Raw genomic sequence first — 18,027 nt, 5'->3', positions numbered from 1 at the left:
TGACTTTACTCCTTTTTTACGTTAAGATTATTTTATCTCTTATCCATTATTCACGTTAATTTAATGCCCTATATAACGGATTATTTGCAATTAAAATCAACTTTCGTGTTAGAAAAAATATATAAAGCGATGTTTCTGACATTTGAGAATGCGACTGAATTGTATGAAGATGCTGAAATACTCTATAAAAACGGAAAAATCAAACGGTCGTATACTTTTTATCACTTTTCTTTTGAGGAAGGCGGAAGGTTTTTTCTTTTAGTAAAAGTTTTTTTCAAATCTCTACTCAACGAAATTAAACCTTTTGAATTGAACTATGGATACTTAAAAAAAAATGGATTTGAACAGCACATTAAAAAATTGGATGAATCTGTTCTAAAATTATTTGCTACACAAGTTTATACATCAGTATTGCAAAACAATACCGAACAGACAGAAAAATTAACCGAAATGTATGAAGAATTAAAAGGACGAATAAGTGAATTTAATAATTTGAAAAATAGAAGTATTTATATATCGTATATTGAAAATGAATTTACTAAGCCTTCTAACTCGATAACTCTTGAAAATGTTGACTACATGAAGGAATTAGCAGGTATTCAATTAATTAATATAAAACAAATACTTCAGAGAATCGAAAAAGAGGGCTCTATAAATAATTTAAAAACAAAATTCGTAAACGATAATTACAAGTAGCATCGCTAAAATAACTACATGGCAGACTGGAATGTAGCCAGGAAAGCGTTACAATAGAACAGTTTGGGTTTATTTGTTGCTTTCATAGTCGCAGTGCATTGGCACAATTCAAAATATAAAAACCGAATGAGTAAGATTAATTTTGATGTCAGAGATAATTACGAGTATTTCCAAGAATTATCTTATGCAGAAAAAAACCTGTCCACTAACCCCATTATTCTTGAACCGAAAAGAAATAATCGGGATTGGTTAAAACAAACTACAAAAATTGAACACTCTTCTATTGATGAAAACATCAATTTAATTGTGGAAAAAAAGTTATCTCTGCATAAATACGGAATTAAATTGCATTGCCCAGATTTTACGGAAAAACCATACTTCAGGTTTGATTCAGATGGCCCTGCACATAGGAACAAAACAGAACTACCATTATCTGAACAATTAATCACTACACCCCATTTTAACACTTATGATGAAAAAGGTCAAGAATTTGCATATAAAAGTGAGGTCCTGATTTGAGACCAGCTAGTTTTTTGAGGATAATTCACTGAGCTCAATCGTGGTATAGATCTCATAATTTCAGTCCGGTTCCTTTCATGATTCAATTGTACTAAAGATATACGTATTCTTTATAAATACAGGGAAATCAAATTGATTAAATGCCTATCGAAATTCCAAAGGAGATGAATTGGCTTATTTTTCTAACAAAACAATAAAATACGATCGGAACTACTTATGATTTATGAAGTTCAAGCTTCCTTCTAATACCTCTCCGAATAATTATTTCACCTGTTCGAAATAATCAGTGAGATTACCGTTTTCAGTCGTTATTTCACCCAAGGACTTTTCAAAATCATTTTCCGGCATTGAATTCACAATGCCCCCTCTTTAGAAACATAAGAACCCTACGGATGTATTTTTTTATCGGAGGTTTGAAGTCTGAATATTTTATTGAACTCCTTTTTGATATCAGATGAAAAAACCAACAAGACTATTGAATTTATTGGTACTGCTGACCCTTGCGGCATGTGCCGAATCTCCTTATCAAAAAATTGATGACGGTATAATTATCAATGTGGAACAACCGCAGGATGCAGGAGCCCGGAGAGTTCGTTTGCAGGTATTGGGAGACAAACTGATCCATGTTTCCGCTACCCCCGAAAAAGAATTTCCCCGGGATTCCAGCCTGATCATTGTTCCGGGACTTCAGACAGTTCCTTTCTCCATAGAGGATATCGGTGATTCCGTCATGTTAAGTACAGCAAAGCTAAAAGCAGTAGTATCCAGATCGGATGGCGGAATAAGGTTCAAAGATAAAGCCGGCAAGGTAATACTGGCCGAAAAGCAGGGTGGGGGCAGGTCATTTACCCCCATTGAAGCAGATGGAACAAAGGGCTATTCAGTAAGGCAGCTGTTTGATTCTCCTGCCGACGAAGCCTTTTACGGGTTAGGGCAGCACCAGGCCGATGAGTTCAATTATAAAGGAAAGAGCGAGGAGTTGTTCCAGTACAACACCAAGGTTTCCGTACCCTTTATTGTTTCCAATAAAAACTATGGTCTCTTGTGGGACAGCTATTCCTTAAGTCGTTTTGGTGACAGCAGGGAGTACAGGCAATTGAATGAAACATTTATATTATATGATAAAGAAGGGCGACAAGGGGGACTAACCGGCACCTACGTATCCCCGGCCCCGGAAAGACCACGATTGGAACGCAAAGAAGAGTCCCTCTATTTTGAAGATATAAAGACCATAAGGAATTTACCTGAAAATTTCCCCTTAAAAGAAGCCGATGTAACCTACGAAGGCACTATTGAAGCACAGCATGACGGCACCTACCGGTTTATCCTGTATTATGCCGGTTATGTCAAGGTTTACCTGAACGACGAATTGGTGGTGCCCGAACGCTGGCGGACCGCCTGGAACCCGAACAGCTATAAATTTACTTTTGATCTGGAATCCGGTAAAAAGGTCCCCTTACGCATCGAGTGGAAACCCGACGGGGGAAAATCGTATTTTGGTCTGAGGGTGCAACCGCCGCTGGAAGAAGAAGAACAGGACAGCCAGATATGGTGGAGCGAGATGAACAAGAAAATAGATTACTACTTTGTATACGGCGAATCCATGGACGAGATCATCGGGGGCTACCGGACCCTGACCGGAAAATCCCGGATCATGCCCAAATGGGCCATGGGCTTCTGGCAGAGCCGGGAAAGATACAAGACCCAGGACGAAATATTGGGTACACTTAAAGAATTCCGGGACCGTAAAATTCCGATCGACAATATTGTCCTCGACTGGAACCACTGGCCCGAAGACGCCTGGGGAAGTCATGAATTTGATAAAAGCCGCTTCCCGGACCCGAAGGCCATGGTAGATTCCATCCATGCCATGCACGGGAAAATGATGATCTCCGTGTGGCCCAAGTTTTATGCGACCACCGAGCACTACAAGGAGTTTGACAGTAAAGGCTGGATGTACCGGCAGGCCGTGAAAGACAGCATCCGGGACTGGGTGGGACCCGGGTACGTAGGCTCATTCTACGATGCCTATGCTCCCGGTGCCCGGAAGCTGTTCTGGAACCAGATATACGAACATTACTACCCACTGGGCATAGATGCGTGGTGGATGGATGCCAGCGAACCGAATATACTCGACTGTACGGATATGGAATACCGCAAAGCACTTTCTGGCCCTACGGCCCTGGGCTCTTCCACAGAATATTTTAACGCTTATGCACTGATGAACGCAGAAGCGATTTATGAAGGGCAACGCAGTGTAGACCCCGATAAACGCGTGTTTTTACTAACCCGTTCCGGCTTTGCCGGGTTACAGCGATATTCCACGGCCACATGGAGCGGTGATATTGCCACCCGCTGGGAAGATATGAAAGCCCAGATCTCTGCCGGGCTTAATTTTGCCATGAGTGGCATTCCCTATTGGACCATGGATATCGGGGGCTTTTGTGTGGAGAGCAGGTATGTCGGGGCACAACTGGAATACGACAGAAGCGGAAAGGAAAATGCCGACCTGAAGGAATGGCGCGAACTCAATGCCCGGTGGTATCAGTTCGGTGCCTTTGCACCCTTATACCGGGCACACGGGCAGTTCCCGTATCGCGAACCCTGGCATATTGCTCCCGAAGGGCATCCTGCATATGACGCCATACTGTACTATACCGATCTGCGCTACCGGTTAATGCCCTATATCTATACCCTGTCCGGAATGACCTATTTTGACGATTACACCATGATGCGGCCCCTGGTCATGGATTTCGGGGATGACAAAAAGGTAGAAAATATAAGCGACCAGTTTATGTTCGGCCCCGCATTTATGGTATGCCCCGTTTATCAATACCAGGCACGAAGCCGGGAAGTTTATTTTCCCGATGGAACAAACTGGTATGATTTCTACACCGGACAATCCGTAACGGGCGGACAGCAGTTAAAAGTGGATGCCCCCTATGACCGTATCCCCCTGTATATCCGTGAAGGTGCCATCATCCCCATAGGTCCGGATATACAGTATAGTGATGAGAAACCGGCAGAAACCATTGTTCTGTATGTTTACCGGGGACAAAACGGCAGCTTTACACTATACGAAGACGAAGGAGTAAACTACAATTACGAAAAAGGAGACTATTCAACCATCTCTTTTAATTATAATGACACAGAAGGAACATTGACCATCGGGGAGCGAAAAGGAGCATTTGACGGGATGCTCAGGGAAAGGAAATTTATCATTGTTCCGGTGAGCAGGGAAGACCCCAGGTCATTTCAATACACCGATCAGGGCAAGCAGGTAAATTATGACGGGAAACAACAGATCATAGAATTGTAATTGTTACATTTTTTATATCTTAGGTGGCCCTGGTTTTCAATGAGGCAAGGAGATGAGAGCATTTATCAAAATATTAGGCATACTTGTGATGGGGCTGATGGCTACCATTCGGACCACAGGGCAATCTCCTTACATATTCCATCACCTCACCACAGGAGACGGGCTTTCCAATAGTCATGTCGGTGCTGTTTTAAAGGATAGTTACGGGTTTTTATGGGTAGGAACGGCATCAGGATTGAACCGTTATGATGGCTATGGATTTAAAACCTACACCGCAAGACCCGGGGAGCCCGGTACGATGTCTGCAAATAACATCTGGGGACTACAGGAAGACGGTCTGGGCAATATCTGGGTCAGGAGCTTCACTTATATGGTGTATAACCGCGACAAGGACAATTTCATTACGGATGTCCCCGGGTTTTTGCAGGATCTGGGTATTTCCGTAGACCGCAATTATAAAGTTTACGTAGACAGGGAAAAGGACCTGTGGGTGATGAGCGGACAAAAAGTATACCTGTACGATACCCGTAAAGAAGCCCTGAAGGTCTTTAACATCAAAATACGGGTGGATGAAGTGGTCACCGTCGAGTTAAGCGATAATGGGAATTCCTTGTATGGCATGTTGAAGCCGGGATTTTTGTGGCAGATGGATAAACACACCGGCAGACAGCGGGTACTTGAATTACAGCATATCGCAACCCCCGGATTATATAACAAAATATACGCCGATAGCCATGGCGGGTTATGGCTGTTGTCCGGTAAAACCGACCTGATCTACTACCGGAAAAGCCCGGACTCGGATTGGGAGAAATTGTTGTTGAGTTCCGTTAGCGGGGCCCGGCGCAATAAAATATTAAATATGCTGGACGATGAGAACGGCCGTATCTGGATAGGCACCGACCACGACGGATTGTTCATATATGACCGGGCTACCGGAGCACTTACCAATCTATCGGAAGACCCGGCAATAAATTCTTCGATCGCATCCGATAATATTGCCTGCCTGTATAAAGATGATAACGGAATTATATGGATAGGCCACAACAAGAAAGGCATTTCGTATTATCACCATAGCTTTCGTAACATCGTAAATGAAGAACATCCGGATTGCAGGAATGTCAGCGTCATATTAGAAGACCGGCAAGGCAATACCTGGCTGGGTACAGACGGAAACGGGTTATTCCTGAAAGAGAAAACAAAAGAAAATAAGATCAGGAAACTACCCTTGCAAAGTGATGTTATCGTTTCTTTACTGGAAGACCGTAAAGGACGGATATGGATCGGGACCTATATAGATGGCCTTTTTTGCTATGAGAACGGAAAGTTCAGTCACTTCACCAAAGACAACAGCGCACTGGTCTCCGACGACATCTGGAATTTGCAGGAAGATCGATATGGGAATTTATGGATAGGGACCCTTGGTGGAGGGATACAATGCCTCCGTAATGAAGAAGAGAACATGAATGCCCTCTCCACGGTGTGCGAACAGACAAAACACCCTATGGACATGTATTACGACAACGGGGACAAGCTGTACATCGGTACGGTCTACGGGCTCTATGTAGTCGATATTACCACCGGCGGCCATGTCGTCCATACGGGAAACAAGCGGGGAACACAGCATTTCAATAAAATGCTGATATCCAGCGTATATAAAGATTCGAAAGACAACATCTGGCTGGGGCATCTGGAAGGACTGACATTATGGGATCTGAAGAAGGATACGCTCTACTTCATGGATAAAGACACAGGTCTTACCGATAATCTCATCCAGGGTATTATTGAAGATGATCACAGGAATATATGGGTGACCACAAGTAATGGCCTGTCCATTCTCTCCGCCGAACGTGATAGCCGGGATGTGATGAAGATCAGCTATAGGAATTTCTCTTCCAGAGACGGGTTCAAGGACAATCATTTTAATAATAATGCTATTTATAAACTCCGTAACGGAGATATTCTTCTGGGAGGAGTTGAAGGACTAACCGTTGTGAACCCGAACAAAATGGCGGAAAAAAACAGATCTCCTGCCCAAGTGATCTTTACAGGGCTGAGCGTGGGGAACAGCAGTGTTAAAGTAGATTCGCTCTATAAAGGAAATAAGCTGTTGAAACACCCGATGGAACAGACGGACTCACTGACGTTCCGGCATAACGACAAGCAGATCACCATACAATTCACCACCGGCGACCTGCTGCACGCCGACAAGGTGAAATATGCTTATAAACTGGAAGGATTTGACACACAGTGGCTCTACACACAAGACCATAAAATTATGTTTTCCTCCCTGGCCCCCGGCAGTTACAGGCTCCTTGTCAAAGCCGGCAACAGTGATGGTGTATGGAATGGTGAGGCTTCTGTGCTGAATATAACGGTTACCCCGCCCTTTTACCTGTCGGGATGGGCAATCGCTCTGTATGCCGTATTGGCTATCGGTCTTATCTCGTTCATTGTTTACCGGATCAGGAAACATCATCGCCGCAAATTCGAACAGCAAAGAATACAATTGAGGCGCAAGCAGGAAGCCAGTCTCAATGAAATGAAACTCAGGTTCTTTACAAACATAAGTCACGATCTTCGCACCCCGCTTACACTTATCACCACCCCGTTACAGGCCATATTGAACCAGGAACTGGAAGTGGGTTTACGCAAAAAACTGAACACGATAAACAAGAATGCAGAACAATTACTGACACTGATCAATTCTTTGCTCGATTTCCGTAAACTCGACACAGACGCCGAATCCCTGCACTTGCGGCAAGGTAATTTCGTGGTTTTTATGGAAGAAGTATGTGCGCCCTTCCATGCGTATGCCGTTGATCGTCATATCAATTTTTCCTTTTCCGGGGAACTAAAAAAACTTTCCATGCAGTTCGATCCGGATAAAGTGCAGAAGATAATGCTGAACCTGCTTTCCAACGCCTTCAAATTCACACAGGAAGGAGGCGAGATCGATGTCCGTGTGTACTGGGAGGAAGGCCATGCATGCGTCGATGTTACCGATTCCGGTCCGGGTATAGGAGATACCCATAAAAAACACATCTTTGAACGGTTTTACCAGGGGCCGCAGCTGCAGGAAAGGACAGGCAGCGGTATCGGTCTTCATATCGTAAGCGAATATGTACGTATGCACGGGGGCACCATTGCCGTAAAGGACAACATACCGCAGGGCAGTACGTTCACGTTTACACTGCCGGTAACCGAAACCGGGGAGACGGAAGAACTGAGTCCCGAAGAAGTCTCTGTGGATGATATTGCGGAACAGGTAGAAGACATGCAAGGCATGCCCGGATGTCCGGTATTGCTGTTCGTTGATGATAATAAGGATCTATGCGAATTTATGGAAGACAGCCTGTCTGACGAATATACCGTACTGCTTGCTAATAACGGCCGGGAAGCATTAGCACAGCTGGAAAAACACGACATTAACGTAGTGGTAAGTGATGTGATGATGCCCCTTATGGACGGAATAGAGCTTTGCAACCGCATCAAGACAAACATACAATGGTCTCATATTCCCGTGATCCTGCTCACCGCCCGTACAGCCGAAGAATATGAAATAAAAGGGCTGGAAGTGGGAGCCGATGATTACCTGACCAAACCTTTCAATTTTAACCTGCTGAAATTGCGCATCCGCAAATTCCTGGAGTGGACGGAAAAGTGCCATCTTTCATTCAGTCAAAAGATCGATGTCTCTCCCGGCGAAATTACCATCACCCCCCTGGACCAGCAACTGATAGAAAAGGCCATTAAAGTGGTGGAAGAACATATCGCTGACCCGGAATTTTCCGTGGAGGAACTGGGCAGCGAGGTCGGGCTCAGCAGGAGCCATTTATATAAAAAGCTGATGAGCATCACCGGAAAAGGACCGGCTGAGTTTATCCGCACCATCCGCCTGAAACGAGGCCGGCAACTTCTGGAAAAAAGCCAGATGCAAATTGCAGAAGTGGCTTATAGTGTGGGCTTTAATTCGCCAAAACGGTTTACCATCAACTTCAAAAATGAATTCGGTATCTCACCTTCGGAATACCTGCGCAGCATAAAATAACGTGAAGAATGTTTAAGTTGTTCCGGTCAAAAGCATTGAATTGTAAAAAAGATTTCCTCTACTTCGACTAGGCTCAATACAACGCCTTTAGACAAAGGGAGGTGGACAAACTTTCGTTTGGTCGGAGGGTTTGATAACCCAAGCTATAGGTATTGTATAAAAGTTTGAGGTTAAGCCCAGGGTATGGGCTGGGTCAAACTCCCCGTCCTGCAAGCGGGACACCCCTACTTTGGCTTTGCTCAGCACGGGCCTTCGTCTGAAGAGGGAAGTCTTTTTCTTATCCATTACTCACGTTAAAATAGAACGGTTTCTTAGAAACTGTATTAATTTTTTAACAATACACTATAAAATCGGCCGGATTTTTATCAAAATATGGAAGGATAACACATTGCTCCCCCTTATTAAAAACATGGCGAACCCTGTCCAGGCAGCGGAATTGATACTTTCACGACTTTGAACGACCGTTAAAAGGTCAACTATTAAAAAACCAAAACCACTATTTTATGAAGACGTGTACACGTATTAAATGGCCGGGTAAGAGGCTGAGGCGCTCTCTTGTTCCGTTGCTGATGAATTTGTGGATGGTCCCTGTTCTCGGGCAGGCCATCCAGGTATCGGGGGTAGTAACCTCAGGTGAGGATAAAGAACTGCTTCCGGGGGTTAATATTGTTGTTAAAGGAACCAACAAGGGAACTGTTACCGACTTTGACGGGAACTATTCCATAGAAGTTCCCTCTCCCGGAGCCGTCCTGGTATTCAGTTCCATAGGCTTTGTCTCAAAAGAGGTTGTCGTCGGACAGAAATCGGTAATCAATGTTGCCCTGTATACCGATATGACCGCCCTGGATGAAGTGGTAGTCATCGGGTACGGAACCACAAAACGAAAGGACATTACAGGCTCTATTTCGTCGATAACCGGTGAGGACCTCCGGAAGACCAGTCCTGTTACCATGGACCAGGCCCTGCAGGGAAAAGTTCCCGGGCTTGTGGTACAACAGGTTTCGGGGCAACCGGGCGGAGCAGTATCTGTTCAGGTCAGGGGCTTGTCTTCGTTCGGGTCATCCGATCCCCTGTACGTCATAGACGGTGTTATTATAAACAACACGGCCACTCTCGGTTCAGGAACCAATCCCTTGGCCGGAATAAACCCGTCTGAGATCGAGTCTATCGATGTTTTAAAAGATGCATCCGCTACGGCCATTTATGGTTCGCAGGCTACCAATGGAGTTATCGTAATTACTACAAAAAGGGGAAAAGATGCCCCGCCCAGTATTAATTATGAATTTTATACGGGCTTTCAACAACTTCCGAACAGGTTGCCTCTTATGAATTTGCAGGAATATGCTACTTTCATCAATGAACGAAATACGGGACTGGGCTGGGGCTTCGATGAAAGACCGGAGTTTGTCAATCCCCAATATCTGGGCAAGGGAACAGACTGGCAGGATGAACTGTTCAGAAACGCGCCGGTCAGCAATCACACCATTACGGTCAAAGGAGGCGATAAAAGAACGCAATACCTGCTTTCCGGTTCCTATTTTGAGCAGGAGGGCATTGCCCTGGGATCTGATTTCAAAAGAATGTCGGTTCGGCTTAACCTGGATAACCAGACAACCGATTGGTTAAAAATAGGAACAAGCCTTCAACTGGCAAACATCAAGGAAAATGTCAACTCCACCAGTTCGAATGTGATCCGCACGGCACTCAGTCAAACACCCGATATTTCCGTGAGAAATGCCGACGGTAGCTGGGGCGGTGCTTATAACCCGAACGGCTGGGTGAACAATACGGTAAATCCGTATGCCATAGCCCTTATCAATAAAGATCGCGCAAGGCGGAAGCAAATTTTCGGCAATGCTTACGCTGAGATCACATTTACAAAAGACCTGGTACTGAGAAATGAGATCACGGGAAGCTTTTCCATGGCTACACAGGACAGGTTTTTTCCGAGTTATAAAATGGGGCTTGTGGAAAGAACCATCAATGAAGGCTCCTATACCTTCGCACAAAGCTATAATTCAACCATACGAAATTACCTCACCTATTCCCGCTTGTTCGTCGACAGGTACAATATGAACGTCATGGTGGGACACGAAGCACAGCTGAACAAATCCGAAAACGTAGCTGCGGGCCGTACCAACTTCCCCTCCAATAACGTACAGGTGATCAGCGGCGGCGATCCCAATACCGCTACAAATTCGGGGATTAAGACCCACAGTGCACTGGAATCGTATTTCGGGCGGATAAATTTCGGAATGGATGATAAATACCTGTTGACCAGCAACGTCCGGGTAGATGGTTCTTCAAAGTTTGCTGCGGGAAACCGGTGGGTAACAACCTATTCGTGGGCCCTTGCCTGGAAAATGAATAATGAGGCATTCCTGAAGGATGTAGAAAAAATAAATGAATTAAAACTACGGGCCGGTTACGGACTGACGAACAATCAGAATATAAGGGATTATGCCTATACCTCCACATTGGCTACGGTGACTACAGGTCTTTCCGGAATATCCCAGATTACCAGTAACATGGCAAACCCCTATGTAGAATGGGAAAAGACAAAATACACCAATATCGGTCTTGACGGAACATTCTTTAACTGGCGTCTCAACTTCTCGGTAGATTTTTACAACAGGGACACCGATGGCCTTTTGATGCAGATTCCGTTGCCATTATACTCAGGAACAGCTACCGGCTATTCCCCCGGTTCGATAGCATCTCCTTACGTAAATGTCGGTCAGATCAATAATAAGGGATTCGACCTTAGAATAAGTTCTAAAAATTTTAACGGGGAAGATTTTTCATGGACAACAGATCTCACCGTATCCCATAACATCAATAAGATCAAAAAACTCAATACCGAAGGCGCTTCATTGGACGGACAGTACAGCAAAACCACCGTAGGAAGATCGATAGGTGAATTTTACGGATATGTGGTAGAAGGGGTTTTTGCGAATGCGGAGGATTTTGAGACGCATGCCATACCTGTGAGAAACGGGGAAAAGCTTAATATTGGCCCGGCAGGAGGAAGTATCTGGTATGGCGACCTGATGTTTAAGGATTTCAATGGCGACGGGATCATTGACGAACGCGATCAGACCTATCTGGGGTCGCCGATCCCCAAGTACCAGGTGGGACTTAATAATACATTTTCTTATAAGAACTTCGACCTGAATATATTTTTCAACGCCAATTACGGGAACAAGGTGTTTAACCAGCTGCGTATCAACGGAGAATATCCCGGAACCAGTTTCGGTTACCTCAAGGCATTAAACAACTACGCTAAACTTGCGCTGATAGACCCGGACGGATCAGACAGTGACGTTAACAATGTTTATGTTACCAATCCCGATACCAGGATCGTAGGTATCAGAAATGATAATACAAACGATAATAACAGAACTTCAGATAAATTTATCGAAGACGGATCTTTTATCCGGTGTAAAAACATTTCCTTAGGGTACACCTTTCCCAAAGAGCTCACGCAAAAAATACATATCAATTCCCTTCGGATTTACGCGAATGTTACCAATGCATTTATCATTACCAAATACAAAGGAATGGATCCCGAGATCGGGTCCTGGGATCCGCTTAACGCCGGTGTGGACAATGGTTTCTATCCCCAGTCGCGTGTATTTTCGGTTGGTGCAAGCATTACTCTTAACAAATAAAAACAGAAAACCATGAAATTCAAATATATCATAGTGTATTCCCTCATCGCGGCTACAGGGCTTTTGGTGTCCTGTGGTGAGGATTTTCTTGAGCGTGCTCCTTTATCGGAGATCAGTACAGAAAACTTTTATCAGACCCCCGAAGACCTGAGACTGGCAACTGCGGCTTTATACGGGGGTGCGCCATGGGCCGACTGGAATTATAATTGTTATTTGCCCGTAGGCGAGGTGCTTAGCGGCAATATGGCCGTAGGTTATTGGGGCGATGCGGTTCAGCTGAATACGTTCTCCGTAACCGGGTTGAATGAGATCATGATAGCGAACTGGAAGTCCATGTACAAGGTTATTGCCCATTGCAATACCACCATTAATGCCATACAGGAAAAAGCACCGCCTTCCATTCCTGAAGAGGACAGGAACGCTGCCATTGCCGAGGCGAGGTTTATACGTGGATTTGCTTATTACAATCTGGCTTTGTTGTGGGGGCCGGTCCCCATTATAGAGGATAACACCAGCCTGATCGGCGCTCCCCTGGTTTACAGAAATAAAGTTAACGACGTATACCAGTTTGTGGTGAATGACCTGACTTTTGCAGAAGGCCACCTTCCCGATTCTGATACGAAAGGCAGGCTTACCACCTGGTCTGCACAGGGTATGTTAGCCAAAGTCTATTTGACATGGGCAGGGCTGAATTCGGAAGGCTCCGGCCAGCGGGACCAGGCATTACTGGACAAGGCGAAATCTTATGCCGGCAATGTCTGTAAAAACAGCGGGCTGATGCTGTTGGACAATTATGCAAACCTCTTCAAAACCGAGTACAATGACAACCAGGAATCATTGTTTGCTTTGCAATGGGCGCCGGGCCTCGGCTGGCTGGAGGGCAACATGCTACAGGTATATTCTCCCGGAGGCGCTGAAATATCGGCCAACGGACAGGCGGGCTGGTTTAATATCGAGCCTACTATTGATATGTATGCTTTGTACACCGAGCAGGATTCCATAAGACGCAAGGCCACTTTTATGCTGAGAGGCGATTATTACCCCGAGTTAAATGCTGCGGGAGGCGGCTTTACATTTGATAGCCATACCGGTTTAAAGAAACATATTATCGGCACCAATGTGGATAACAATGCACCGACCATGACCCTGACCTCTTCCACAGAGCACAACTCATTATTGAGGCTTGCCGATGTTTATTTACTGTATGCCGAAGCGATCCTCGGCAATAACGCCGCCACATCAGATGCCGATGCACTGTTTTACTTCAACGAAGTACGCACAAGGGCCGGACTCGATCCCGTGGCCTCCATCGATGCGGACATGTTGCTGAAGGAACGAAGGATTGAGCTCGCCGCCGAAGGTCAGTTCTGGAACGACCTCGTAAGGCTCTCCTACTACGATCCCCAAAAGGCCATCGGTATTCTCAACAACGAGCAACGTGTGCCTTTTGATTATGAAGACGGGACGGCAACCCCCCGGGACCCGTACGGGGAAATAACCCCGGCCACGGTGAATACATTTAGGTTTCCGCTGCCGTCATCCGAGATAACAGCCAATCCTAAGCTGTTGGAACCACCGGTATCTTATTCATTCTAACATAATCAAGAACATATCATGGAAAAAACTAAATATAAATTTAATCGTTTTCTACTTCCTTGTCTGGCGGCAGTTTTTGTCCTGATGCTTGCCTGCGAGAAGGAAGATACCGTGTCTGCCCCTGTCATTACAGAGGTCCGGAATTATGAAGCATCCCCCAACGACACATTAATCACTGAAATGGTTGCCGGTCAGTGGGTGGTAATACATGGAAAAAACTTAAGCCAGGTTGGCCAGGTGACTTTTGGTGGCATCCAGGCAAACATCAACCAAACCCTTTTGACTGATGAAAATATAGTGGTCCAGATACCTTCTGTTCCGTTCCAGTCGGTGCCCTTGGAAGAACTGAATAAAGTAACCGTTGTAAGCGCGGGAGGATCTTATACGTATTCGATTGACTTTGCCATTGACCCACCCGTAATCACACGAGTATCATACGAACTCCCGGGTGAGGGAGACCCGGTGTTCATTTATGGAAGCAATTTCTTTTACGTTAAAGAGGTGACTTTTGCCGGTGCGACGATTTCGGAATACGAATTATCGGATGATGGTACATCAATTGGGTTTAAGGCCCCGGCACTCAATCAAAGTGGGCCGGTAACGGTAAAAACAGGGACAGGAGCCTATACTTCTTCTTTCAATGTCAATGATGCCACAACAGGTATGCTTTGTAATTTCGATGATGTAAATACATTCGACTGGGGAGCAAGTATAAGCAATAACAGCACCACCTTTCCGGGCAACAGGGGCAACTATGCAATTTTAAGTAATAATGGCCTGAGCGCGGATAATTCCAGTTGGTGGGAAGGAGGAAGGAGTATTAATACCAAAGGAGTCCAGTGGATTCCGGAGGATAAGCTGGATGATCCTGTTGACGATTATGCTTTTAAATTTGAGATCAATATACCTGGAGAATGGAATGGAACATCTCTGTTCATTTTAAAAGATTTCGATTGGACTTACGTGGCACGCTATGAACCCTGGAAACTCGGGGATGACAAGACTGCTCCCGTCACCACAAACGGTAATTGGGTCACAGTAACTATCCCTTTTTCACAATTCCGTAATAAACCCGATGGAGGAAAAGATGGAACAGGCGAATCAGTGGGAAGTTTAAAAGCCTTGCTGGGAGACTCTGGTAGCGGAGGTATCAATATCTTCACGGTCAATGACACCAATCAACCTACGGCCGCTATGAATTTTGCAATTGATAATATCAGAGTAGTGAGAATGTAACGGGTAAAAGAAGTTGTCTGAAACGTAGATTTAGATAACTTCTTCCCAAAATGTTTTTCGCAACCAAAGCCACCAAAAATTTACACCATTTAATTAACCCCTTAAACTTAAATTATGAAGAAAACCAATGATGACTGTGGTAAAAACAGCTTCAGGCACAGGATGCCTGCTTTTCTCTGTTTATTTGTCACAATTCTTATGTACCAGGGCCATAAGGTTAAGGCCCAGGCCACAGCAGATTACAACTGGAAGAGTGTAGCTATCGGCGGTGGCGGATTTGTATCTGCCATTATACCGAGTAAGACCCAGCAAAACCTGGTTTATGCCCGGACCGATGTAGGAGGTGCCTACAGATGGAATGCTTCGACGGGCAGCTGGATACCTCTGACGGACTGGGTATCGGAAGATCAGGTAGGGTTTCTGGGTGTCGAATCACTGGCAACAGATCCTAATAATCCCGGCAGGTTGTATATGCTTGCAGGCATCAGTTATTTTAATAATGGCAAAACTGCAATCCTTCGCTCCAGTGATTATGGCAACACGTTTACCGTAACAGATGTCACGGATCAATTTAAGGCTCACGGTAACGGTATGGGGCGACAAACCGGCGAGAAACTTGTAGTTGATCCCAACAACAGCAATATTGTGTACTGCGGTACGCGGTGGAACGGATTGTTCAGGAGTACGGATGCCGGTGTAACATGGAGCAGGCTCAATGCGCTCAACGTCACCACGACCCCCAATGAAAACGGCATAAGCTTTGTTATTCTGGATGGCAGCAGCGTTTCGGGGGGAGTTACGCAACGGATCATTGTCGGAGTTTCGCGCAGTGGCAGTACAAACCTGTACCGAAGTGAAAATGGCGGCCAGTCCTTTTCGGCAGTTTCAGGGGCTACCACCACCTATATGCCCCATCGGGCGGCTTTGGCAAGTAACGGAGACCTGTATATAACCTATGGCAATGGAGCCGGGCCTCACGGGCACTCGGCAGTGCCCGAACCCATGGATAACGGACAGATCTGGAAATACAATATTCCTTCAGGTGCATGGACCAACATCACACCTTCGGGTTTCAACAGGGCATTCGGAGGAATAAGCGTTGATCCGAATAATCCTAACCGGGTTGTGACATCTACCATCAACACCTATATGAACCAGAATGGGACCTGGGGTGACCGGATATTCCTGAGCACCAGCGGCGGATCGAGCTGGGTTGATGTGGTAGACCGGGGATTTAACATGGACCCTGATGGTGTAACCTGGATCAACGGCCATTCCATCCATTGGGCAGGCTCCGTAGAATTCGACCCCTTCAATACGCAAAAAGTCTGGGTCACTTCGGGGAATGGTATTTTCGTGAATGACAACATCAATAGCAGCGGTACCTGGCGGTTTACTGTCCGGGGGCTTGAAGAAACCGTGCCCCTTGGCCTGGAAAGTATTCCCAATGGCCCTTTAATTTCTGTTATCGGCGACTATGACGGATTCAGGCATACTGACATTGGTCAATATGCACCCATTCATAACCCGCAAATGGGAACCACCACCGGGCTGGCAGCAGCGGCCCAGAATACGGGCAAAATGGTTCGGGTGGGAAATTCCATGTATTATTCCACCGATATGGGATCGACCTGGACCCAAAGCAATATGAACGGAACGCAGGGAAAGGTGGCGCTATCGGCCAATGGCAATATCGTTTTGCATTCGCCCAGGCAATCGTCTGTCACTTACCGTTCAACGAATAACGGGTCTTCCTGGTCCACGGTAAGCGGGTTAAGTTTTAATGAAGCACATCCGGTTGGCGACCCGGTCAATTCCAATAAATTTTATGCATACAACCCCGGGAACGGAGCGGTAATGGTGAGCACCGACGGCGGATCTTCATTTTCCCGGGCAGGTTCAGTCGCGGGCTGGGGCTCAAAAGTCATCCGGCTGGCGCCCGGAAGGGAAGGCCATGTCTGGATAGCTTTGAACAATGGAGGTCTGGTACGTTCAACAGACTCCGGGCAATCCTTTTCAACCATAAATGGTATCAGTTATTGTGGAGCCGTTGGTTTCGGTATCGCTGCCCCCGGAGCCAATTATCCTGCCATTTACATTTGGGGTACCATCAACAATGTAAAAGGTGTTTATCGCTCCACAGACCAGGGAGCATCCTGGACCAGGATCAATACGGACACGCAACAATACGGAGGTCCGGGAAACGGGCAATTCGTGCAGGGAGATATGAATGTCTTCGGAAGAGTATATATGAGTACGGCCGGTCGTGGTATCGTATATGGAGACCCTGCCGCCTGTACGCCTACGGGCATTACACCGTACGTACAGATCAATAACGGAACCTGGCAGCAAACAGCCAGTGCCACCTTAGACGCAGGCGGGACGGTGAAATTCGGGCCCCAGCCTATCCAGGGAGGATCGTGGAGCTGGAGCGGACCGAACGGTTTTAGTGCTTCCACCCGGGAAGTAACCATTTCCAATATACAGGCCAGCCAGGCAGGAAGCTATGAAGCTACCTATACGAACAGCGGAGGGTGCCAAAGCACGCAGACTTTTGATGTCACAATAACAAGTGGAGCCCAGGCGGAGAAAACCATTGCCCTTCAGGTAAATGACAATACTTTAGCTAATGAAGTTGTTATTTACCCGAACCCTACCCGGGCAGGGAAATTTTCGATAGCATTACCGGCCCCTTTACAAACAGCGATCATCAGTATTTATGATAATCGGGGCAGATGGTTGTACCAGGAAGTTACGGGAGGAGATGAAATACGGGAATTCGATCAGTCTCTGGATAGAGGAATTTACCTGGTCAATATACGATCCGGCCAATATAACATAACGAAGAAGTTAATTGTCAATTAATGGGAAAACATAAAAACCCCTTATCAGACACATAGCATCCCCTGTCCGGATAAGGTTATAAATACTTTAGCCAATTA

General features: G+C 45.8%; 8 protein-coding genes. All 8 read left to right on the top strand.

From position 1 onward, the window contains the following. Positions 1 to 105: 105 nt before the first annotated feature. A complete protein-coding gene (locus ED312_RS17255; protein ID WP_170164549.1) occupies positions 106 to 696 on the top strand; it encodes an AbiV family abortive infection protein in 591 nt (196 codons plus the stop codon). 126 nt (positions 697 to 822) lie between these two features. Beyond that, the gene (locus ED312_RS17250) at positions 823 to 1,215 is read left to right on the top strand and encodes a hypothetical protein (RefSeq protein WP_123217271.1); all 393 of its coding nucleotides are present in this window, start codon (positions 823 to 825) and stop codon (positions 1,213 to 1,215) included. A 454-nt stretch (positions 1,216 to 1,669) separates the two neighbouring features. Further along, on the top strand, positions 1,670 to 4,534 hold the full coding sequence (locus ED312_RS17245) for a TIM-barrel domain-containing protein (RefSeq protein ID WP_123217270.1): 2,865 nt from the start codon (positions 1,670 to 1,672) through the stop codon (positions 4,532 to 4,534). 52 nt (positions 4,535 to 4,586) lie between these two features. Beyond that, positions 4,587 to 8,582, top strand: coding sequence for a hybrid sensor histidine kinase/response regulator transcription factor (locus ED312_RS17240; RefSeq protein WP_123217269.1), 3,996 nt, complete (start codon positions 4,587 to 4,589; stop codon positions 8,580 to 8,582). A 503-nt stretch (positions 8,583 to 9,085) separates the two neighbouring features. Continuing rightward, complete coding sequence (locus ED312_RS17235; protein WP_206363278.1) at positions 9,086 to 12,253, top strand: SusC/RagA family TonB-linked outer membrane protein; 3,168 nt, start codon at positions 9,086 to 9,088, stop codon at positions 12,251 to 12,253. A 12-nt stretch (positions 12,254 to 12,265) separates the two neighbouring features. Beyond that, entirely contained in the window at positions 12,266 to 13,849 is a 1,584-nt protein-coding gene (locus ED312_RS17230; RefSeq protein WP_123217268.1) for a RagB/SusD family nutrient uptake outer membrane protein, read from the top strand. Between the two features lie 18 nt (positions 13,850 to 13,867). Further along, complete coding sequence (locus ED312_RS17225) at positions 13,868 to 15,085, top strand: glycan-binding surface protein (RefSeq protein WP_123217267.1); 1,218 nt, start codon at positions 13,868 to 13,870, stop codon at positions 15,083 to 15,085. Between the two features lie 114 nt (positions 15,086 to 15,199). Then, entirely contained in the window at positions 15,200 to 17,950 is a 2,751-nt protein-coding gene (locus ED312_RS17220; RefSeq protein WP_123217266.1) for a T9SS type A sorting domain-containing protein, read from the top strand. Positions 17,951 to 18,027: the final 77 nt, after the last annotated feature.

Source organism: Sinomicrobium pectinilyticum, assembly GCF_003725735.1.
GTDB classification, from domain to species: Bacteria; Bacteroidota; Bacteroidia; order Flavobacteriales; family Flavobacteriaceae; genus Sinomicrobium; species Sinomicrobium pectinilyticum.
Note: the sequence above shows the minus strand (reverse complement) of the source record. Positions and strands in the feature narration are given on the sequence as shown.